The 19,538-nt window shown below is 69.8% G+C and carries 20 protein-coding genes; 15 read left to right on the top strand and 5 right to left on the bottom strand.

Going from position 1 to position 19,538, the window contains the following annotated elements:
• The 3 genes from ACFXJ8_RS42670 to ACFXJ8_RS42660 all read left to right on the top strand — a co-directional run.
• Positions 1 to 504 (top strand): hemerythrin domain-containing protein (locus tag ACFXJ8_RS42670; RefSeq protein ID WP_379651086.1); only part of this gene is annotated, 504 nt, incomplete at its 5' end.
• A 35-nt stretch (positions 505 to 539) separates the two neighbouring features.
• On the top strand, positions 540 to 959 hold the full coding sequence (locus ACFXJ8_RS42665; RefSeq protein WP_379651085.1) for a DUF4267 domain-containing protein: 420 nt from the start codon (positions 540 to 542) through the stop codon (positions 957 to 959).
• A 73-nt stretch (positions 960 to 1,032) separates the two neighbouring features.
• Positions 1,033 to 2,343 carry an FAD-binding protein gene (locus ACFXJ8_RS42660; RefSeq protein WP_379651083.1) on the top strand — a complete coding sequence of 437 codons (1,311 nt, stop codon included), beginning with the start codon at positions 1,033 to 1,035 and terminating at the stop codon, positions 2,341 to 2,343.
• A 115-nt stretch (positions 2,344 to 2,458) separates the two neighbouring features.
• Here the strand turns inward: ACFXJ8_RS42660 and ACFXJ8_RS42655 are convergent, their stop codons facing one another.
• Together ACFXJ8_RS42655 and ACFXJ8_RS42650 are read right to left on the bottom strand one after the other, a co-directional pair.
• Positions 2,459 to 2,644, bottom strand: a complete 186-nt coding sequence (locus tag ACFXJ8_RS42655; protein ID WP_379651082.1) for a hypothetical protein — start codon at positions 2,642 to 2,644, stop codon at positions 2,459 to 2,461.
• Positions 2,645 to 3,056: 412 nt separating this feature from the next.
• A complete protein-coding gene (locus tag ACFXJ8_RS42650) occupies positions 3,057 to 3,812 on the bottom strand; it encodes a GntR family transcriptional regulator (RefSeq protein WP_379651080.1) in 756 nt (251 codons plus the stop codon).
• Positions 3,813 to 4,634: 822 nt separating this feature from the next.
• On the opposite strand from ACFXJ8_RS42650, the gene ACFXJ8_RS42645 reads away from it, so the two are divergent.
• Genes ACFXJ8_RS42645 through ACFXJ8_RS42605 form a run of 9 tightly spaced genes read left to right on the top strand, consistent with a single transcriptional unit; the run spans position 4,635 to position 14,593 of the window.
• Positions 4,635 to 6,203, top strand: coding sequence for an ABC transporter substrate-binding protein (locus tag ACFXJ8_RS42645; protein WP_379651079.1), 1,569 nt, complete (start codon positions 4,635 to 4,637; stop codon positions 6,201 to 6,203).
• Positions 6,200 to 7,237 carry an ABC transporter permease gene (locus tag ACFXJ8_RS42640; RefSeq protein ID WP_379651077.1) on the top strand — a complete coding sequence of 346 codons (1,038 nt, stop codon included), beginning with the start codon at positions 6,200 to 6,202 and terminating at the stop codon, positions 7,235 to 7,237. The genes ACFXJ8_RS42645 and ACFXJ8_RS42640 overlap by 4 nt, the downstream gene beginning before the upstream one ends.
• The gene (locus ACFXJ8_RS42635; RefSeq protein WP_379651075.1) at positions 7,237 to 8,124 is read left to right on the top strand and encodes an ABC transporter permease; all 888 of its coding nucleotides are present in this window, start codon (positions 7,237 to 7,239) and stop codon (positions 8,122 to 8,124) included. The genes ACFXJ8_RS42640 and ACFXJ8_RS42635 overlap by 1 nt, the downstream gene beginning before the upstream one ends.
• Positions 8,121 to 8,984, top strand: coding sequence for an ABC transporter ATP-binding protein (locus ACFXJ8_RS42630; protein WP_379651073.1), 864 nt, complete (start codon positions 8,121 to 8,123; stop codon positions 8,982 to 8,984). Before ACFXJ8_RS42635 ends, ACFXJ8_RS42630 begins: the two co-directional genes overlap by 4 nt.
• Entirely contained in the window at positions 8,981 to 9,808 is an 828-nt protein-coding gene (locus tag ACFXJ8_RS42625) for an ATP-binding cassette domain-containing protein (protein ID WP_379651071.1), read from the top strand. The genes ACFXJ8_RS42630 and ACFXJ8_RS42625 overlap by 4 nt, the downstream gene beginning before the upstream one ends.
• A complete protein-coding gene (locus ACFXJ8_RS42620) occupies positions 9,805 to 10,902 on the top strand; it encodes a sugar phosphate isomerase/epimerase family protein (protein WP_379651069.1) in 1,098 nt (365 codons plus the stop codon). The genes ACFXJ8_RS42625 and ACFXJ8_RS42620 overlap by 4 nt, the downstream gene beginning before the upstream one ends.
• Positions 10,881 to 12,299 carry an FAD-binding oxidoreductase gene (locus ACFXJ8_RS42615; protein ID WP_379651067.1) on the top strand — a complete coding sequence of 473 codons (1,419 nt, stop codon included), beginning with the start codon at positions 10,881 to 10,883 and terminating at the stop codon, positions 12,297 to 12,299. The genes ACFXJ8_RS42620 and ACFXJ8_RS42615 overlap by 22 nt, the downstream gene beginning before the upstream one ends.
• A 7-nt stretch (positions 12,300 to 12,306) precedes the next feature.
• Positions 12,307 to 13,410 carry a sugar phosphate isomerase/epimerase family protein gene (locus ACFXJ8_RS42610; RefSeq protein ID WP_379651065.1) on the top strand — a complete coding sequence of 368 codons (1,104 nt, stop codon included), beginning with the start codon at positions 12,307 to 12,309 and terminating at the stop codon, positions 13,408 to 13,410.
• A complete protein-coding gene (locus ACFXJ8_RS42605; protein WP_379651064.1) occupies positions 13,370 to 14,593 on the top strand; it encodes a M24 family metallopeptidase in 1,224 nt (407 codons plus the stop codon). Before ACFXJ8_RS42610 ends, ACFXJ8_RS42605 begins: the two co-directional genes overlap by 41 nt.
• On the opposite strand, the gene ACFXJ8_RS42600 is transcribed toward ACFXJ8_RS42605, so the two are convergent.
• Positions 14,594 to 14,896 carry a hypothetical protein gene (locus ACFXJ8_RS42600; protein ID WP_379651062.1) on the bottom strand — a complete coding sequence of 101 codons (303 nt, stop codon included), beginning with the start codon at positions 14,894 to 14,896 and terminating at the stop codon, positions 14,594 to 14,596.
• 417 nt (positions 14,897 to 15,313) lie between these two features.
• Here ACFXJ8_RS42600 and ACFXJ8_RS42595 point away from each other — a divergent pair, with 417 nt between their 5' ends.
• Positions 15,314 to 16,018 carry a hypothetical protein gene (locus ACFXJ8_RS42595; RefSeq protein ID WP_379651060.1) on the top strand — a complete coding sequence of 235 codons (705 nt, stop codon included), beginning with the start codon at positions 15,314 to 15,316 and terminating at the stop codon, positions 16,016 to 16,018.
• 376 nt (positions 16,019 to 16,394) lie between these two features.
• On the opposite strand, the gene ACFXJ8_RS42590 is transcribed toward ACFXJ8_RS42595, so the two are convergent.
• Together ACFXJ8_RS42590 and ACFXJ8_RS42585 are read right to left on the bottom strand one after the other, a co-directional pair.
• The gene (locus tag ACFXJ8_RS42590) at positions 16,395 to 16,988 is read right to left on the bottom strand and encodes a histidine phosphatase family protein (RefSeq protein WP_379651059.1); all 594 of its coding nucleotides are present in this window, start codon (positions 16,986 to 16,988) and stop codon (positions 16,395 to 16,397) included.
• Between the two features lie 34 nt (positions 16,989 to 17,022).
• A complete protein-coding gene (locus ACFXJ8_RS42585) occupies positions 17,023 to 18,243 on the bottom strand; it encodes a PEP/pyruvate-binding domain-containing protein (RefSeq protein WP_379651057.1) in 1,221 nt (406 codons plus the stop codon).
• A gap of 58 nt (positions 18,244 to 18,301) precedes the next feature.
• Between ACFXJ8_RS42585 and ACFXJ8_RS42580 the strand changes: the two genes are divergently transcribed.
• Positions 18,302 to 18,697 (top strand): DNA-binding protein, encoded by a 396-nt coding sequence (locus tag ACFXJ8_RS42580; protein ID WP_354908378.1) that lies wholly within the window; start codon positions 18,302 to 18,304, stop codon positions 18,695 to 18,697.
• Positions 18,694 to 19,329, top strand: coding sequence for a transcriptional regulator (locus ACFXJ8_RS42575; protein WP_379651055.1), 636 nt, complete (start codon positions 18,694 to 18,696; stop codon positions 19,327 to 19,329). The genes ACFXJ8_RS42580 and ACFXJ8_RS42575 overlap by 4 nt, the downstream gene beginning before the upstream one ends.
• The last annotated feature ends 209 nt before the right edge of the window (positions 19,330 to 19,538 follow it).

Raw genomic sequence — 19,538 nt, 5'->3', positions numbered from 1 at the left:
GTCTACCGGCTGGGCCTGCACAACCATCACGAGGGCGAGGACGAGCTGCTGTGGCCGCCGCTGCTGTCCCGGGTGGACCTGGAGGCCGACATCGTCCTGCGCATACAGGCCCAGCACCAGCGCATCGCGGCCACCCTGAGCAGGCTGGACGCCGCGGTCCCCGCCTGGGAGGCCACCGCGGGCGCCGACGAACGCGACACCCTGGTGGCCGCCCTCTCCGAGCACCGCGCGGTCCTGCTGGAACACCTTGACGACGAGGAGGCCACCCTCCTCCCGCTCGCGGCCAAGCACATCACCGAGCAGGAGTGGGCCTCCCTGGGCGACCACATGGTGCACAACACCCCCAAGCCCATCCTGCTCACGCTCTTCGGCGCCGTCCTGGAAGACGCGAACCCGGCCGAGCGCGCCACCGTCCTCAGCGGCCTGCCCGCCCCGGTCCGCGTCATCTGGCATGTGATTGGCCGCCCCCGCTACGCCCGCCACATCCGCCGTGTCCGCGGCTGAACCCTGCCCAGTCTGAACATCAAAGGAGAACAACCATGTCGCTGAAGAAGCTCAACACCGTCCTGGCCACCGCCGTCGTCCTGTTCACCCTCTACCTCGGGTTGTCCTTCGTCCTGCCCCTCGAGACGTCCTTCCCGGGCCTGCCGAACTGGCCCTCTGGCGACAGCGGCTTCCCTATCGTGAAGGGCAGCCGCGAAATCGCGATGGGCCTGGCCATGGGCGCCCTGCTGGTGACGGGCCACCGCCGCGCATTGGGCTGGGCCCTGCTGATGGTGGCCGTCGCCCCGTTCGGCGACATGGTCAACGTCCTGGCCCACCACGGCTCCACTGCCGCCGCGTTCGGCATCCACGGCCTGACCTCGGCGCTGATCGCGGTCACGGGGTTGCTGATCCTCCGCGAGACCAGCAAGGCCCGCAAGGCCACTGCCCCAGCACCCACCGCGCAGCCCGCCTGACGTCTGCACGCCCCGAATGGGTGCACGGTATTCCTTCACATTTCTGAGAACTCGAAAAAAAGGGGAGACGACGATGACGATCAACGATCTGCGCGGTGTCCTCAAGGGGCGCGTGCTCCTGGCCGATGACGACGGTTTTGACCAGGCGGCCACCGCGTGGAATCTGACCGTCAGGCAGCCGGTGGCGGCCGTGGCGGAGGCCGCGGATGCCGATGACGTGGCGGCGCTGGTGCGTTACGCGCGGCGGGCGGGTTTGACGGTGACCGCGCAGCCGAGCGGGCATGGCGCCTCGGGTGATGTGGAAGGCCTGATCCTGTTGCGTACCGGAGCGCTGAACGAGGTGGAGATACGCGCGCAGGAGCGCGTGGTCCGGGTGGGCGCGGGCGCGAAGTGGGGGCAGGTACTGGCGGCGGCCGGTCCGCTGGGTCTGACTGGCCTGTCCGGCAGCGCGCCGGGGGTCAGCGTGACCGGCTACACCCTGGGCGGCGGGGTCGGCTGGTTCAGCCGCAAGTACGGCTTCGCCTCCGACAGCGTGCGGGCCATCGACATCGTGGACGCCGACGGCGAGCCGGGCCGGGTGACCGCCGAGTCCGATCCCGAGCTGTTCTGGGCGCTGCGCGGCGGTGGCGGGGACTTCGCGATGGTGACCGCCCTCGAACTCGAGCTGTATCCCGCGCCAGTCCTGTACGGCGGGCGGGTGATCTGGCCGGAGCACCGCACCAGGCAGGTGTACGACGCGTTCCTGGAGATCACCGCCGAGGCGCCGCGTGAACTCAGTGTCTGGATCAACCGGCTCCAGCCACCCGGCGCGCCGCCGATGGTGACGCTGGACCTGGCCTACCTGGGTGAGGCGGCTCAGGGGGAGGACCTGCTGGCGCGCATCGACAAGATCGAGGGCGCGATCTCCGACAGCCGCGGCGTCGTCCCGGTTGCCGACCTGGGTGACATCGCCGCCGAGCCCACCGATCCGGCCCCCTCCATCGCTCGTGCGGAGCTGCTCACCGGCCTGGACGCGGACGCGGTGGAGCTCCTGCTGGCCAAGCCGGTCGAACCGCTCATCAACGTGCAGATCAGGCACCTGGGCGGGGCGCTCGCCGGGCCGGGCGGCGGGGCCGGTGCGAGCGGCGCGGTGGCTGAGCCGTACCTGCTCGGCCTGCTGGGTCTCGGCCTGCCGCACACAGCCGACGCGACGCGCGCCAAGCAGGCCGAGGTCGTGGCCGACCTGAAGGCCTACATCAGCGGCCGCAAGCCATACACCCTGCTGTCCCCCGGTGACACGGCGGCGCAGTCCTTCTCCGGCAGCACGCTCGCGCGGCTGCGGGAGATCAAGCGGGCCCGTGACCCGCACAACGTGTTCCGCGCGAACTACCCGGTGCTCGGATAGATCGCTTCCCAGCAGGTCACGGCCCCTCCGCCCACCGGGCGGCGGGGCCGCACCACACCCACGTGACAAATGCCGCCGCGAGCACCGTGAAGGGGCACACCCACACAGGAAGGACTCACACAATGAGAGGTATCCGGCGCACCGTGGCGATCAGCAGATCCGCCAGCGCATCGGTGACCTCCCGCTCCCGCTCCACCAACAGCGCGGCCGGCAACGTCACCGCGGACGCCTGCGAACTGCGCGCACGGCGCTGCAGATGCGACGGCGACTCGACCTCAGCCCGCGCCCGCCAGGACGCCACGTGCCCAGGCCATCGTCCTGGCTCGCGAGTCCGGCCTGGGGACGGGCGATGCCCCCGCCTCCTGAACACGGTATCCGCGCGGTCCTGGCCCCCCGCCCGGGCCACTGCTGCGTCGAACTGCGCGCCGCATCCGGCGGCCACAACGCACCCGACCCGGCCACCGACGGCGTCGGCCCAGTGCGTCCAGATCCGTTGCCGGGCATCGGGCGTGGCGAGCAACCTGCGGGCGTACCCCAGCTCGGCCGTGCCGTACCGGAGCATCCCCGAGGTGACTGCACCGGCACAAAGACGGAGGAACCAATCTGGATCTCCGGTGTCCTCGGAGGCCCGTCCCCACATCATGAACGTGCTGATGGACTGCGCCCGCTGTCGGTGAATCGCCGCTGTCGTCGAGCTTGTGGATCACGTGAACCTATGGTGTGCGCCTGACCATGAGACGGGCGCCCGTTGCCTGGGGTGTCTGGGCTTCGTCGAGAAGTGACTGCACGATCGGGAGGGTGTCGCGCCGGCTGTGCTCCACGTGTGCGAAGGCCAGGGCGGCGGCCAGATCCGCCTGGCCGGACGAGATCGCCCGGTAGAGCTCGGCGTGCTCGTGGTGAAAGTTGACCTGGTTGCTTTCGGGCACGATGTAGAAGAGCCGGTTCACCCGCCCGAGGATCGGCGCCATGAGGTCTTGCAGTAGCTGATTGTCGGAGAGCGTCAGGATCTCGGCGTGGAAGCGCGAGTTGGTGGCTGACAGCAGCGCGCCGTCGTTGGCGGCGACGGCCGTCTCCGCCTCTTCGAGGATCTCCCGGAGAGTTTCGGCGGACGCGCCGAGCGAGCACTGCTCGGCCGCGAGTCGGGTGGCGAGCACCTCGAGCGAGCCGCGTACGTCGTAGAGCTCGTTGACGTCTCGCGCTGTCAGCGAGGCGACCACGGCGCCGCGCCGGGGCAGGCTGCGGATGAACCCCTCGCTCTCCAGTCGCGGGAACGCCTCGCGGATGGGGATGCGGGAGATGCCGAGCTCTTCGGCGACCGTGCGCTCTCGGATGCGCGCGCCCGGTTTGTACGTGCCGTCGATGATCCGGTCGCGGACCCACTCGTATGCCAGCTGGTCGAGGGAGAGCCCGGGTGTGTCGACCGGTTCCCCCGCGGCTGTCGGCAGTGGTTCTTGCTTTGGAATGGACACCCTCAACCTCCGTGCTCTGGCGATCCATTCTAGGCGTGATCAAGCCCCGCCTGTCGCGGCCGGGTGAGGCGCGATTTCCGTTTTGGTATACAAGATGAGCGAAAGAGTCTTCAATACCGTGACAAACACAACCGTATCTGCGACTGTGTATGCCAAATAGGCGGTTGAGAGGATCGACGTGAGTCACACGACTCTGCGCAACGGGCGCCTTCGAGACGGCGGCTTCGTCGACATCGAGACCGCGAACGCGGTCATCCGGGAGATCCGGCGGGCTGACTCCTGCCCTGTCGCCGGACCGTCCGAGGACCTCGTCAGCCCGCTCCAGGCGGCGATGCGCTGCAGCACAGAAGCCGTCGGCGACCCCGACGTGGTCTTCACGCCGACGGCCCGCCACAACATCCACCTGAGCGAGGGCGGGCCCGCAGCGCTCGCCGACGCCGCGCACGGGCTGGGCGAGCGCGACTTCGAGGCGAGCGTCACCGAGCAGCGACCAGCTGTCGCGAAATTCGCCGCTCGGCGAGCACTCCGTGGACCCCCTGGGTCGGGCGCGGACTGTCGCGTACCGGAACAGCCTGTTCACAGACGACACCCTCGCCCTCGGCGTACCGGACCACGGCCTGCACGCAGCCGGTCCGGCTGACCTCTGGGCGGTCGGCCTCCGCGGCGCGGCTCAGGCCGTCACCGCCCGCCCGCGCCACGCAACACGCTTCGCGCCGGCCGGTGGGTCTCGCGGCGCTCTCTCCCCCCACGACCGGACGTCCTCCGGTCGATAGCCGATCTCTCCGCACAACCCATCCTGCGCATCTGAGAAAGGAAGCCGACATGTCTCGCGCTACCAAGCGAGCCCTTCTCGCGGTCCTCGGCCTCACGCCGGCATTGGCGCTGTCGTCGTGCGGGCTGTCTGCACCTTCGACGAACAGCGGTGCCGGAACGAAGGCAGAAACCATCGTGGCCGCCGGCCAGGCCTCGCTCGAGACCCTCGATCCGCTGCAGTCGTCGAACGCGGACAACGACATCTTCATCAACCCGGTCTACGACCGGCTGGTCGGATTCGACGCCGAGTCGAAGATGATCCCTAAGCTGGCCACCTCCTGGGAGTTCAACTCCGACGCGACGGCCGTGACCCTCACGCTCCGCGACGACGTGGTCTTCCACTCCGGGAACAAGTTCACGGCCGCGGACGTGAAGTACACCCTGGACCGGGCGAAGCAGGTCGCCTCGGGGAGCGCCGCCTTCATCCCCTCGTACGCGTCCTCGAAGGTCGTCGACGACACCCACGTCACCATCTCGTTCACCCAGCCAAGCGTGAGCTTCCTCGCAGGTCTCAGCTACCTCTACATCGTCGACTCCAAGCTCGTCCGGAGCAACGAGGGCGCCGACCACGCCCAGCAGTGGCTGGCGACGCATGACGCGGGGTCCGGCCCGTACACGTTGACCGGATACAAGGCGAACCAGGAGGTGAACCTCTCCCGGTTCGGCAAGTACTGGGCGACGGACAACCGCCGCCCGCAGAACGTCGTGCTCCGCATGATCAACGAGAGCAGCCTGCTCAGAGACGAGCTTCTCACCGGGAACGTCGACCTCGGGTGGGGCCTCGCAGCCCTCGACGTCAAGCAGCTCAACGGCAAGGCAGGCCTGGAAGGCTACTCGATGCCCTCGACGCGCGTGACCCTGGGCCTGATGAACACGCAGGGCAAGGTCACGGGCAACCCCCGTGTTCGGGAGGCGATCCAGCTCGCCTACGACTACGAGGGCCACATCAAGACCGCGCTGCAGGGCTCCGGAGAGATCGCCAAGAGCGTCATTCCCCATGGCATGGACTGCGTCTACGACGGCCCCAAGCCCACGCGCGACGTGGCCAAGGCGAAGCAGCTCCTCAGCGAAGCAGGAGCAGCCGGAGCGACGGTGACGATCGCCTACGACCCGGCGGTCCCGGAATTCAAGCTCGCCGGGACACTCCTGGAGAACAGCCTTCGCGAGATCGGTCTCGTGGTGAAGGTCAAGACGGCGACCTTCCCCCAGTACATGCAGCTGATTTCCACCGCGGCGACGACCCCGGACGTCTCGATCGCGTGGGATTTCGCACCGTACCCTGATGCCGGCGCTGTCCTGGACCGTACCTGGAACTCCAAGGCGATCGGCCAGACGAACGGCGCGCGGTACGACAACGCGCAGGTCGACAGCCTCCTCGCGGCAGCCTCCACCGCCAAGGACCCGGCGGCGGCCTGCAAGGCTTACGTGAGCGTGCAGAAGCAGATCGTGGACGACCACGCCGCGCTGTACATCGCCTGGCCGACGGTGAACGGCGCCAGGAACGGCAAGGTGGCGAAGATCCCGTATGCGCCCACGAGTCCAACCTTCGACGCCAGTCAACTGATGCTGGCGAAGTGACCGGACGGTCGATGATGTTCGTCTTCGTGATCCGGCGGATCGGCTTGGCCCTGCTGTCCGTCTGGGGCGTCGCGACGATCGTGTTCCTGATGTCCAAGCTGATCCCGGGCGATCCCGCCCGGGTGGCTGCGGGCCGCTTCGCCTCGGCCGAGCAGGTCGAGCAGGTACGGCACGCGATGGGTCTCGATCAGTCCCTGTTCGCCCAATACGGCAACTACCTTGCTCGCGCGGCTGCCGGTGACCTGGGCAGCTCCGCCTACACGCATCAAGGGGTGACCAGCGATCTGGCCGCGGCGCTCCCCAACACGGTTCAACTCGTGCTCGCGGGGATGCTGATCACCGTGCTGGTGGCGGTTCCGCTGGGGGTGGTCGCGGCGGTCTCGCAGGGACGGCCGGCGGACGTCGCCGCCCGTCTCATCCTCGTCCTGGCCGGGGGAGTGCCGATCTTCTGGCTCGCGATCATGCTCCGCTGGACGCTCGGGTTCCTCTTCGGCTGGTTCCCGCTCTCCGGCACGAACGGCGTGGGGATGGCGCCACCCGACGTGACCGGGTTCACCGTGCTCGACTCGTTGCTGTTCGGCAACCTCGCGAACGTGCTGGACTCGTTCGCGCATCTCGTCCTGCCCGCCCTGGCGTTGAGCGTGCCGTTCATCGCCACGCTGGCGCGGAACGTGCGGTCGAACATGATCTCCGCACTGCACTCCGACTACATCGACTTCGCGATCTCGAAGGGCGCCTCGCGCCGGCGGGTGGTCGTGCGCCACGCGCTCCGCTCCGCCCTGGGCTCGACGCTGACGATCTTCGGCATGCAGTTCGGCTGGATGGTCAGCGCCTCCGTGCTCGTGGAGGCGGTGTTCTCGTTCCCAGGGATCGGCAGCTACATGTACAAGGCCATCGTCAACAACGACACGTTCGCCGTGCTGGGAGCGGTGCTCGTCGTCGGTCTCGTCTTCATCGTCTCCTCGGTGGTCGTCGACCTGCTGCAGATGGTGCTCGACCCGCGGGTACGGACCAACCACTTGAGGGCTGCCTGATGACCGGGATCGAGCTGTCCACGGCCGCGGTCGGCCGGAACATCGGCGGTGGGATCCGCCGGGTCTTCGGCCGGCGCACGCCCTTGGTCGACCGCTTCGCTTTCGTCTGCGTCGCGCTCCTCCTGCTGCTCGCCGCGGTCGGCCCGTTCGTCACGCCGTACTCGCCTTACGAGGTCGACCCGGCGAAGGCGCTCCTGTCACCTGGCGCCGGTCACCTGCTCGGAACCGACGACGCCGGCCGCGACGTGTTCTCCCGCATCCTCGCCGGTGCGGGGACGACGCTGCTCGCGGCCGTGGGCATCGTGGTGCTGTCGATGGTCACCGGCGTCCTCGTCGCGAGCGTCGCCGCGCTGCTACCGCGCTGGGCCGACGAAGCCATCATGCGCGTGTGCGACATCTTCATGTCCATCCCGTCGCTCGTGCTCGCCCTCGGCCTGGCCGCCGCGATCGGCCCGTCCCTCACCTCGATCATCATCGCGATGATCGCGGCCTCGTGGCCGGGCACGGCCCGGCTGGTGCGGGGCATCCTGCGCGAGACGATGTGCGGCTCCTACGTCGAGGCGGCCCAGGTGCTCGGGGTCTCGCGGCTGCGGCTCATGCTCCGGCACGTGCTGCCCAACTCGATGGACGCGGTGTACGTGCAGGCGAGCATGGAGATTTCCGGCACCATCGTCATGATGGCGGGCCTCGCCTTCCTCGGCGTCGGCGCGCCCCCGCCGAGCCCGGACTGGGGGTCGCTCGTCGCCCAGGGGCAGCAGTTCATCACGACCGCATGGTGGGTGGCCCTCTTCCCCGGCGTCGCCATCACGATCTCCGCCATCACCTTCGGTCTCGTCGGCGACGCCGTACGCGGCTTCGTCGACCCGGCCTCGAGGAGTACCCGATGACCGAGTCCGTGCTCAGCATCCAGAACCTCAGCGTGCGCGTGCCCGAGCGCGCGCGCATCGGAGGAGGCGCCGGCGACCTCACGGTCGTCGAAGGGCTCACCCTGTCGATCTGCCCGGGGGAGCGCGTCGCGCTGGTCGGCGAGTCCGGCTCCGGCAAGTCGATCACCGCGCGCGCCATCCTGCAGTTGAACCGTTCGCTCGTCTACGGCGGCTCGATTCAATGGGACGGGAACGAGCTGCTGGGCGCGGGGGAGCGCCGGATGCAGCGCGTCCGCGGGAGCGAGATCTCGATGATCTTCCAGGATCCGATGACCGCCCTCAACCCTGTCCTCACCATCGGGCAACAGGTGGCCGAGCCCCTCATCGTGCGGGGCGTCGCGCGCCGGGAAGCGCTGCGGCGAGCGGCCGAGATGCTCGACCGGCTCGGCGTGCCGAAGGCGAAGGAGCGGCTGAAGTCCTATCCCGGCCAGTTCTCCGGCGGCATGCGGCAGCGCGTCGTCATGGCGGCCGCACTCATCGCCGAGCCGCGCCTGCTCATCGCCGACGAGCCGACGACGGCCCTGGACGTGCGGGTCCAGGAGCAGGTGCTCGACCTCATCGAGACCATGTCGCGGGAGATGAGCCTCTCCGTGCTCTTCATCACGCACGACCTCGCGATCGTCGCCGGCCTGGCGAACCGCGTCGCGGTGATGTACCGGGGGCGCCTGGTGGAGGACAGCCCGGTCGACGAGCTGTTCGCGAACCCCCTGCACTCGTACACCCGCGGGCTGATCGGCTCGATCCCCCGTCTCGACGCGGACCCGAACACCCGGCTGCAGACGGTCGAGGACTTCATGGCCATGGAAGGACCCCCGGTATGAGCAGAGTGCTGTTCCAGGTCGACGGCCTCTCGAAGCGGTTCGGCTCCGGCCGCCGCGCGCACCAGGCGCTGGACGACGTGAGCTTCGAGATCGCCGAGGGCGAGATCGTCGGACTCGTCGGCGAATCCGGCTCGGGTAAGTCGACGATCATCCGCTGCCTGATCGGCCTCGAACGGGAGGACTCCGGCAGCATCCGCTACGACGGCATCGATCCGGCGCGGCCGGGCCGCGGCGAGCTGCACCGCTACCGCCGCGAAGTGCAGATGGTCTTCCAGGACCCGTACTCGAGCCTCGACCCGCGGATGACCGTGCGACAGCTGCTGGAGGAGCCGATGCTCGTCACGGGCGGCTTCTCGGCGCGCGAGCGGATGGAGCGGATCCTCGACCTGCTCCACCTGGTCGGGCTGGACGCCGAGCATCTGAGCCGCTATCCGAGAGACTTCTCCGGCGGCCAGCGACAACGCATCGCCATCGTGCGCGCGCTGGTCGTCGGGCCGCGTGTGCTGCTGTGCGACGAGCCGGTCTCCGCGCTCGACGTCTCCGTGCAGGCCCAGGTTCTCAACCTGCTCAAGGACATGCAGAAGCAGCTCGATCTGACCGTGCTCTTCGTCTCCCACGACCTCGCGGTCGTGAAGTACCTGTGCAGCCGCGTCGTCGTGCTCCATCATGGCCGCGTCGTCGACTCGGGCAGCGTCGCCGAGATCTACGACAGCCCTCGTGCCGACTACACGCGCGCGCTCCTCGAGGCCGTGCCCATCCCCGACCCCGGCTACGAGCGCAAGCGCCGGGAGCTGCGCCGGCTGCGGGCGGAGGCAGCACGATGACCAGGATCGGCGCAGACGTCAAGTTCTCCGGCGGCTCCTGCCTGCTGGGCGCGGACCCGCTCGCGGCCCTCGACGCCGTGGCGGGGCTCGGGTTCGAGGGCATCCTCGTGCGTACGGTCGACGAGGCCTTCCCCGAGCTCGACCCGGACGCGATCGGCGCGTTCGCCGAAGCGGCCCGGGACCGCGGGATGTTCGTCCAGCTCGGGCTCGGCAAAGTCAACCCGTACATGACCGCGGAGCTTCCGCGCGTCCGGGATCTCGGGGACGGCAGCTACCTGGCCGGCATGGAACGGCTGATCCGCTTGTGCGCGGAGCACGGCTGGACCGAGGCGTGGACAGCCACCGGCGGCTTCAAGGGCTACCCGGGGCTGCTCGGCTTCGATCGCTTCCGCACCGACGTGGACTGGGACGACCAGCTCGCCGCGACCCGCGACTTCCTGCTCCTGCTCGCGCCCGTGCTCCGCGAGTACGGCGTGCGCCTCAACATCGAGACGCATGAGGAGATCACCACTTTCGAGATCCTGCGCCTGATCGACGAGGTCGGCCCCGACGTGCTCGGCGTCTGCCTCGACCCCGCGAACCTGCCCGTCCGCGGCGAGCTCATCGGACCGGCCGTGGCCCGCGTCGCGCCGTACACCCACATGACCCATCTGCGCGACGCGGTGCTCGCCGAGGCGGAGCATGGGCTCTCGCGGTTCCTCATGCCGATCGGCCGGGGGATGACCGACTGGCCGCGGCTCCTCGACACGCTTCTGGACGCACAGCCGGAGATCGACCTCGTCGTCGAGGGCGTCGGCGGAACGCGGGCGGAGATGTCGCTGCTGCCCGACGATCCGCGGTGGTGGCCGGCACATCCCGACATGACCGGGTCCGACCTGGAGGAACTGCGGTCGCTCGCGGCACTGCACGCGGCCAACGCCGCCACCGGCGTCTGGCCGGGGCTCGACGAGCTGCGGCGCTCCGGCCCGGCCGAGCAGGAGCTGCGCGGCTTCCTCGGTGACTCACTCGCCGAGCTCCGTGCGCTCCTCGACCTCCGAACCTCATCCCTCGCCAGCCAAGGAGAACTCTTTACATGCCCGAACCCGACATCCTGACCAGCCTCGCATCCGCCGTCGGCTGCGACGTGGTGTACCCCGGTCAGCCGGGGTACGAGTCGCTGCGCCGCGTCTGGAACGCCGACATCGACCAGCGTCCGGCGGCGATCGTGCGCTGCACCAGCACGGCCGACGTCGCGGACGCGCTGCGCTGGTGCGTCGCGAACGCCTACCCGCTGACCGTCCGCGGCGGAGGGCACAATCTCGCCGGGACCAGCGTCGCGGACGGCAGCGTGCTGATCGACACCGGGCTGATGCGTTCGGTGTCCGTCGACACGGAGGCGCGAACGATCACGGTGGGCGCCGGCTGCCGCTGGGGCGACGTGGACCGCGCGGCGGAGCCGTACGACATCGCCCTTCCGGCCGGTGTCGTCTCCCACACCGGCGTGGCCGGTCTCACCCTCGGCGGCGGGATGGGCTATCTCTCCCGCATGTTCGGCTCCACGGTCGACTTCCTGCGCGAGGTGGAGCTCGTCACCGCGGACGGCAAGGTGCGCCGCGTCAACGCCGAGAGCGACCCCGACCTGTTCTGGGCGCTCAAGGGCGCGGGGCACAACTTCGGGATCGCGACCGAGTTCGTCTTCGGCTACGTGGACCTCCCCGGCCTGGCGACGGTGCGCCTCGCCCTCTACCCGGCGGAGTCGCGCAAGCAGGTGCTGCAGCTGTTCCGCGAGCAGGGCCCGGCGATGCCGGACAACGTCGGGACCTACGTGCGGCTCTACCGCAGCCCGGAGTACTGGTCGCAGCTGCCTCGGCAGCACCGTGGCAAACCGATCATCTCGGTGGCTACCGTCACCTACGGCGATCCGGCCGACGAGCCGGCCCTCAGCGCGCCGATGTTCCAGACCGGCGAGCCGATCTATCACACGGTGCGCTCCATCCCTCACGTGACGCTGCAGCACGCGACCGACGACGAGTTCCGGTACGGCATCGCGCACTATTGGCGGCACGTCGCCTTCGGCGAGCTCCCCGACGAGCTGCTCGACCTCGCCATCGAACACGTCGACGCCTACCCCGGGCGCTCGCTCAACTCGAGCTCGTTCATCACGCACCAGACGATGTGCCCGTTCGAGCTCATCGCCGGCCGGCTCCAGCCGCGCGACCACGCGAACGACTCCACCTCGGGCATCCACTCACGCTGGGCCGGCAACATCGGCGCCGACTGGGAGTACCCCGACGAGCGTGAGCCGCTGGTGGCATGGGTCAAGCGGTTCTCAGGCGCAGTCGCGGAGTGGGAGAACGGCAGTTACATCAACTTCACCTCCGAGCACGAGGACGGGAGCGGCGCGCGCGAGATCTACGGTCCGAAGTACGACCGGCTGGTCGAGCTGAAGCGCCGCTACGACCCGCTGAACGTGTTCGACCACGGCCTCGTCGACCTCGCGGACGCGGAGTAGCGCGACCATGTTGAGAGTCGGTGTCGACAGCTCCAAATTTCCGGGCGCGCCGGAGAAGGGGGCGGTCTGGCTGCTCGAACAGGCGGCGGCCCTCGGCCTGGACGGCGTGTTCTTCCGGTCGGTGCTCGAACTGAGCCAGGCCCTCGACCCGGCGGAGCTGCGTGACGCCGTGCAGGCCGCTGAGGCGCTGGGCCTGCGGGTCGAGGCGGGCGTGGGGAAGGTGAACCCGTTCGCCAACGCCGAGTCGCCCGCGGTCCGCGCCCTCGGCGACGGCGACTACCTCCTCGGCCTGCGCCGGATGATCATCGCCGCGGCGGACGCCGGCATCCGGGAGCTGTGGACCGCGACGGCGAACTACCAGTTCCGCTTCAGCGGGCTGTACGCCTGCGACCGGTTCCGGACCGACGTGAGCTGGCCGCGGCAACTGGCCGCCATCGAGCGCTTCCTCGGCAAGGTCGCGCCGATCGCCCGGGACGCCGGCGTGCATCTCGACATCGAGACGCACGAGGAGATCACGACGTTCGAGCTGGTCCGGATCGTGGAGGCGGTGGGCGCCGATGTGCTCGGCATCACCTTCGACACCGCGAACGTCCTCGTGCGCTGCGAGGATCCGCTGCGCGCCATGCGCCGCGCCGCGCCCTACGTGCGGACCACCCACATCCGCGACGTCGCCCTGGCGTTCACCGACGAGGGCATCGGCCGCTTCCTGCTCCCCGTCGGCCAGGGCGTGATCGACTGGCCCGCGCTGCTCGCACCGCTCGCCGGGCGCGACGTGATGCTCTCGATCGAGGGCATCATCAGCAGCCGCGCCGAGATGTCGCTGCACATCGACGACGAACGCTGGCTGCGGGCGCATCCAGATCTGACCGCCGCGGAGGCGCTCGAAGTCGTCCGGCTGACGCGGGCGTACGAGGCTCGCGCCGCGGCCGGGTCCGCGCCGGATCTGCGCCGGCTCAGAGCGCCGGTCGCACCGGGCGAGCCGCTCGAATTCATCAGGGAGAGCGCGCGTCGCCTGCGCGAGCTCGTCGCGTCCCTCCCGTCGTCCACCGAAGAGAGAAAAGAGCACGCACATGACCGACACGTATCCGACTCTGAGCCTGGACGAGCGTGACCGCCGCTGGGCCTCGATCCGGGCTCTGCTAGAACGTTCCGGGCTCGACGGAGTAGTCGTGTTCGGCTACGGCCGGGACTCCGCGGACTCCTACATCACCAACGAAGTCATCCACTCGATCGTGCTGTTCACCCGAACCGGCGACCCGCTTCTGCTGGTCGGCGACGTCCCCCTCGGCCGCTTCGACGAACCGGGCGCCCGCTGGGAACGCTGGGTCGACGACTGGGTGCACGGAGACAGGCTCGCCAACCTCGCCGACGCGGTGCGGGAACGCGGACTGGACCGGACTGCGCTCGGCGTCGTGGGCCTCACCAGCCGGTTCGTCGGCGATTGGGCCGGAGTCATCCCGTTCAGCGAGTGGACGCGCGTGCTCTCGCTGCTCCCCGACGTGACCTGGGTCGACATCTCCGGCGAGTACGAGTCGCTCGCGCTCGTCAAGAGTGCCGAAGAGCAGGTTCTCCTCCGCCGCGCCGCGCAGCTCGGCGAGGCCGCCTGTGCGGCGTTCGTCGGCAAGGTGCGCGAAGGCGCGAACGAGCACGAGATCGCCGCCGCCGCCTTCCAGGCGATCATCGCCGGCGGGGGCTGGATGCGCTGGCCGTTCATGCTTGAGCGCGCGGGACAGTCGCGCTTCGCCTGGACCATCCCCGAGTGGTTCGGCATGGGAGGCGCCCCGCACGTGATGCGCCGCGGCGACACCATCGCGGCGGAGATCTTCGCGTTCTACGCGGGCATGGAATCACAGCAGCAGATCGACGTGTCCCTCGGCGAGCCGTGCGCACTGCTGCGTGAGCTGGAGGAGGTCTGCCGGGAGTCCTACGAGGCCGGCCTGGCCGCGCTACGTCCCGGGCTCCGGTTCTCCGAGCTCGCGGCGGTCATGGAGGAGCCGCTGCACCGCTCCCGCACCTGGAACACCGGCCCGATGGTCCAGACGGTCTCGCCGCTGTACAACAGCGCCACCCGCCTGCACCCGGAGGTCGACCCGGCGCTGTCGCACCTGGAGAAGCTGCCGCGCGGCATGGGCCTCGACGGCGACTTCGAGATCACCGAGGGACACGCCTTCGCGTTCGAGCCGAACGCGCTGCGGGACGGCAAGCGCGTCTGCATCGGCGGCACCGTGCTGCTGACAGCAGACGGCCCGGAGGAGCTCAACACCATCCCGAACCGGCTGAACGTGGTCGATTGATCAACGAGCCCACAGGCTGAACCCGCTGTTGACCGGGCGGCGGCCACATGCGATCTTGCGGCCTCGGGGCCGTCTTTCCTTGGCCGCGCTCCCTCTGCTCGGCGCTCGAACCGGCGGGGAACCGGCCACGGCCGGGACGGTGCTCGTCACGGTCTCCGCCGTGGTCCTTGCGGGCGCCTCCACCAGCCCGCACTGTTCGAGATGGGTCGGCCGCAGGTCGGACACCAGTCGTTTGACGTTCTCCAGCCCGTCCTTGACCTGCCTGCACGGAGGAGGCTCGAAGAAGAGCGCCGCCGCATGCATGACGGACTCGGCCCGGCCCTGGCCGACGTGGCGCTCGGACTGACCGCCGCTCGCCGATGAGCAGGTTGCCGCGCGAGCGGCGTAGCTCGTGAGTGAGCCGCCCCGCGTGCGCGGCGATGCCGGCGCGCTGGGCGAAGCCGAGCAGGAGCCGCTCGTCGCCGGAATCGACGACCGGCTGGCCGAGGGTGAGTACGCCCATGTCCTCACCCGCGTGCCGCAATGGCACGTCGACGGCCGCGTCCACTGCGGTGCCGCAGGCGGCCGCGGGCGCGGACTCGCTGGCCAGAGGATGGCGACGTACGGCTGGCGCAGCGCGCTCGCGACGGTGCGGACGATGATGGGCAGCTGGGGTTTCGGGAGTCGACCCGGGCGGATGAGGACGTGCTGGCGGCGTGGCCGGCGGACAAGATCTGCCCGATGGTGTTCACGGACGAGGGGCTGCGGTCGGCGCTGCTGAGGCGTTGCCGGACGTTGAAGAGCGAGCCGCCGGGCAGGGTGGACCGGATCGTGGGCGCGGGCCGGGCGCGGTTCGAGCGGGAGTTCTGCCTGCACGTGCTGAACGGGTTGTCGGCGGACTCGGCGCGGTCGCCGTGGGAACTGGCCACGGGCGAGGACGGGTTCCTGCTGGAGCTGAAGTCCGACCCCGGACGGCTGGGGTTGGAGACGCTACTGGAGGAGATCGTCAAGCTCCGGCGGGCGAAGGCGCTCGGCCTGCCGGCGGATCTGTTCGGCGGCTACTCCGACCGGCTGGTGGCCTCGTGGCGGGCGCGGGCGATGGCCTTGCATCCGTCGGACTTTGCGGCGAATCAGCCGCCGGTCCGCCTGACGTTGGTCGCGGCGCTGGCGTGGTCGCGGACGACGGAGATCACTGATGCGCTGGTCGATCTGTTCATCGGTCTGGTGTCGAAGATCAACACGCGGGGGAGTGGAAGGTCGAGAAGGTGCACCGCAAGACCGAGAAGCTGTGCTCGATCGCCGAGGCGTCGGTGGCGGCGCCGGAGGGCACGGTCCGGCAGGTCGTGTTCCCGGCGGTCCCGGGCGGGGAGACAACGCTGCAGGCGCTGGTCGCCGAGGCGAAAACGGACGCCAAGGCTTACAAGGCCAGGGTCCGGACCGTGCTGACCAACTCGTATTCGAACTACTACCGTCGGATGCTGCCCAAGCTGCTCGCCGCGATCGAGTTCAAGTGCAACAACACCGCCTACCGGCCCGTGATGGATGCCCTGGACTTTCTGCAGCGGTACGCCGACATCCCCAACACCACCCGCCACTACAACGGTTGCGAGTTCTATGAGATCGAGGGCCGGTTCCCGGAGGGAGCGCAGGAGGTGCCGCTGGCGGCGGTCGACTACGTCGCGTCGTTGGTGAAGGTCGATCCCCTGATGTTCGCGAAGTACCAGTGGACGGGGAGGACGATCGAGTATCACCGGGAGCAGATCCGATGGATAGAACGCCGGCCTGCTCGCCGAAGCGGTGGTCCGGCTCGCCGTACTGGGTGTCACGGTCTGGTGCTGGTGGGGAAGCCGGTCCAGCGTAGGTCGGGTGGGAGGTGGCTCAGGTCGTTGAACATCACCAGGGTGGGGGGCAGGCCGGGGCGGTATTCGATGATCGTGAGGGCGGTGTTGGCGCTGTTCAGACCGAGCCAGCGGTACGGCGGAGCCTCCAGCGCGTGCCGTACGAGCCACGCGATCGGGTAGGCGTGGGTGATCAGGACCTCGTGGGTGTCGGTGTCGGGGAGCTGCGTGAAGCGGGCGACGAGTGCGTCGGCGAGGCGGTGGCCGTGGGCCGCTTCGGTGGCGTCGTAGCCGTCGAAGAAGCCGGTCCACGACGGGGGCGTCTCGGCGGGGCGGGGGACGTAGGGCACGTGGTCGATGAGTTCGGGGGCCTCGGCGACTGACGCGGTCGGGAGGTGGCGGGCGAGTTCGTGGGCGCTCGCGGTGGCGCGGGGGAGTGGGGAGTGCCATACGGTGTCGATCGGCAGGTGGGCCAGGCGTTCGCCGAGTAGGGCCGATTGCCGGCGGCCGGTGTCGGTGAGGTTCCCGAAGGGATCGGACGCGCCGTGGCGGGTCAGGTAGAGGTGGCGAGTCGGCATCGGGCGGACCGTCTCCTTTCCGTTCGGTCGGCGATCAGGGGTAGGTGATGGTGCCGGTGGAGCCGTTGATGGTGATGGTGGTGCCGTCGCGGAGCTTGGTCGTCGCGGCCGGGGTTCCGAGGACGGCGGGGATGCCGTGTTCGCGGGCCACGATGGCGGCGTGGGAGAGCATGCCGCCGGTTTCGGTGACGACGCCGGCGGCTATGCGCAGCAGCGGTGTCCAGGCGGGGTCGGTGAAGGGGCAGATGAGGATGTCGCCGGGGCGCACGCGGGAGAAGTCTCCGGGGCCGCGGACGATCCTGGCGGTGCCGGTCGCCGTCCCTTGACTGCCCGGGGTTCCGATGAGCGTGCCGACCGGAGCGCCGGACTGCCGGGAAGGCTCGGTTCGTTGGGGAAGGGCGGCGGTGATCGGGCGGGCTTGGAGGACCCAGAGGCGACCGTCGGCGATGGCCCATTCGATGTCCTGCGGTCCGCCCCGGAGTGCGGCGATCTCCTCGCCCAGTTCGGCGAGCCGGGTGGCGGTCGCGTCGTCGATCGTGGGGTGTTGACGCGCGGAGGCCGGTACGTCGCCGAGCACGAGCCGGTCGCCGTGCCGGTCGAGGCGGGTGTGTTTGTCGGCGATGGTGCGGTGGATCGTCCCGTCGCCGGTGACGCGGTAGGAGTCCGGGGTGACCTTGCCCTCGACGACGCTGGGGCCGAGGCCCCAGGACGCCTCGATCTCGGTCGGGCCGTCGGGGCTTGAGGGCGTGAACATGACTCCGGAGACCTCGGCGTCCAGATGGCGCTGGACGATGACGGCCATCGCGAGATCATGATGGCCCCGGTAGCCGACGGCTCGGGAGGTGAAGAGCGAGGCCCAGCAGGCGCGTACGGCATCGGCGACCTCGACGGCTCCGCGCACGGCCAGGAAGCTCTCGTGCTGGCCGGCCGCCGAGGACTGGCCGGTGTCCTCGTTCGCGGCCGAGGATCGCACCGCAACGGGTGGATCGCCGAGCCCGGCGAGCGCGTGCCTGAGCTCGGCGGTGTCGAGCGGGTGGGCCTTGAGCGCCTGCCGTACCGCGTCCAGAGCGTACGGCCCGCCGAGGTCCAGGTCGTACGGCGCGCCGAGGTCCAGATCGCGGGCGGTGGTGAGGTAGGTGGCGAACGGGACGACGAAGCCGTCGGGGACCAGTAGTCCCGCGCGGAGCAGGGCGCCGAGCGCCCCGGCCTTGCCACCGCAGGTGTCGGAGACGGCCTCCGCCAAGGCTATGATCACCCGTTCCGCCTTTCAATGTTTTGTTGACAACGTTTTATTGATTGTGCACGATGGGTCCATGCCGCGCAAGCAGGACATCGCCCACACGGCTCAAGCCGACAGCGCCCAGGCGGACCGTGAGAAGGAGGCGCGCGAGCGCCTGCTCGACCGGGGCGCGGACGCGCTCGACCCTCGCCCGTGGCGGCCGCCGCCCGTCCCGCCTTCGGCGATCGACCTCGTCCAGTTCGCCGTCTGGCGGCAGGCCGAGCTGAGCCCGGAGGACACCCTGAGCGCGCTCGCCCTTCTTCCCGCCGCGCGGGCCGAGGTCGACGGGCTCGAATCCGCCCTGCTGTTCATCGCCCGCAGCGCGGGACTGACCTGGGCGCAGATGGCGCAGGCCATGGGGTTCAACTCCCCGCAGGCCTGCCAGCAGCACTACAACCGCCTCACGGCACGACAGGACGCCGACACATGACGCACGATTCCGCCCCTGACCTGCTGGTGCTGCATGCCGTACGCATCACCGGGTTCGCCGACACGCCGGTGATCGCCCGGCGGTACGGGCTCGATGCGGCCGAGACGAAGGAGACGCTGTACGACGCGGAGGCGCGCGGCTGGGTCCAGCACTCCGCGTTCGCCGGCACCGGGGGCTGGTCGCTGACCGAGCGAGGGCGCACCGAGAACGAGCGCCTGCTCGCGGCCGAACTCGCCGGCGCCGGGGGCGGTGGCGAGGTCCGTAACGTCTACCGCGAGTTCCTGCCGCTCAACGCGCTGCTGCAGCGAGCCTGCACCGACTGGCAGATCCGGCCCACCGACGGTGACCGGCTCGCCGGCAACGACCACTCCGACCCCTCCTGGGACGCCAGAGTTCTGGACGACCTCGCGGTGGTCGGGCGTGGGCTCTTGCCGCTCTCTGATCGGCTCGGGAGGGTTCTCGCCCGGTTCCGCGGCTACGACGCGCGGTTCGCCTCCGCCCTGGCGCGCGCTCGGGCGGGGGAGGTCGCCTGGGTCGATCGCACCGACGTCGACTCCTGCCACCGGGTCTGGTTCGAGCTCCACGAAGACCTGATCGCCACCCTCGGCATCGACCGCCACGCGGAACCGTGACGCGCATCGGGGGCCGGCCGAAGGTCGTGGTGAGGCGCAGGAGCCCCACCCGTCATCGGTACGGCCCGCGACCCGGACGAGCCGGGATCGGCCGGTGTAAGCGGCCATCAGAAAGTGGCTCTTCCGCAAATTTCGTGACCCGGCCCTGGCGCTGTGATCAGCGGTTGAGCAAGATCCGCTTACGTAGAAGCGCGAGACCTGCGCGGCCA

It is taken from the genome of Nonomuraea sp. NPDC059194 (genome assembly GCF_042754765.1).
In the GTDB taxonomy this organism is placed as follows: domain Bacteria; phylum Actinomycetota; class Actinomycetes; order Streptosporangiales; family Streptosporangiaceae; genus Nonomuraea.
Note: the sequence above shows the minus strand (reverse complement) of the source record. Positions and strands in the feature narration are given on the sequence as shown.

Bases quoted from the DNA above. Each gene is read 5' to 3' on its own strand.
- ACFXJ8_RS42665 (WP_379651085.1), top strand. From the start codon at position 540: ATGTCGCTGAAGAAGCTCAACACCGTCCTGGCCACCGCCGTCGTCCTG.
- ACFXJ8_RS42660 (WP_379651083.1), top strand. From the start codon at position 1,033: ATGACGATCAACGATCTGCGCGGTGTCCTCAAGGGGCGCGTGCTCCTG.
- ACFXJ8_RS42645 (WP_379651079.1), top strand. From the start codon at position 4,635: ATGTCTCGCGCTACCAAGCGAGCCCTTCTCGCGGTCCTCGGCCTCACG.
- ACFXJ8_RS42635 (WP_379651075.1), top strand. From the start codon at position 7,237: ATGACCGGGATCGAGCTGTCCACGGCCGCGGTCGGCCGGAACATCGGC.
- ACFXJ8_RS42630 (WP_379651073.1), top strand. From the start codon at position 8,121: ATGACCGAGTCCGTGCTCAGCATCCAGAACCTCAGCGTGCGCGTGCCC.
- ACFXJ8_RS42625 (WP_379651071.1), top strand. From the start codon at position 8,981: ATGAGCAGAGTGCTGTTCCAGGTCGACGGCCTCTCGAAGCGGTTCGGC.
- ACFXJ8_RS42620 (WP_379651069.1), top strand. From the start codon at position 9,805: ATGACCAGGATCGGCGCAGACGTCAAGTTCTCCGGCGGCTCCTGCCTG.
- ACFXJ8_RS42615 (WP_379651067.1), top strand. From the start codon at position 10,881: ATGCCCGAACCCGACATCCTGACCAGCCTCGCATCCGCCGTCGGCTGC.
- ACFXJ8_RS42610 (WP_379651065.1), top strand. From the start codon at position 12,307: ATGTTGAGAGTCGGTGTCGACAGCTCCAAATTTCCGGGCGCGCCGGAG.
- ACFXJ8_RS42605 (WP_379651064.1), top strand. From the start codon at position 13,370: ATGACCGACACGTATCCGACTCTGAGCCTGGACGAGCGTGACCGCCGC.
- ACFXJ8_RS42600 (WP_379651062.1), bottom strand. From the start codon at position 14,896: ATGCATGCGGCGGCGCTCTTCTTCGAGCCTCCTCCGTGCAGGCAGGTC.
- ACFXJ8_RS42595 (WP_379651060.1), top strand. From the start codon at position 15,314: ATGGTGTTCACGGACGAGGGGCTGCGGTCGGCGCTGCTGAGGCGTTGC.
- ACFXJ8_RS42590 (WP_379651059.1), bottom strand. From the start codon at position 16,988: ATGCCGACTCGCCACCTCTACCTGACCCGCCACGGCGCGTCCGATCCC.
- ACFXJ8_RS42580 (WP_354908378.1), top strand. From the start codon at position 18,302: ATGCCGCGCAAGCAGGACATCGCCCACACGGCTCAAGCCGACAGCGCC.
- ACFXJ8_RS42575 (WP_379651055.1), top strand. From the start codon at position 18,694: ATGACGCACGATTCCGCCCCTGACCTGCTGGTGCTGCATGCCGTACGC.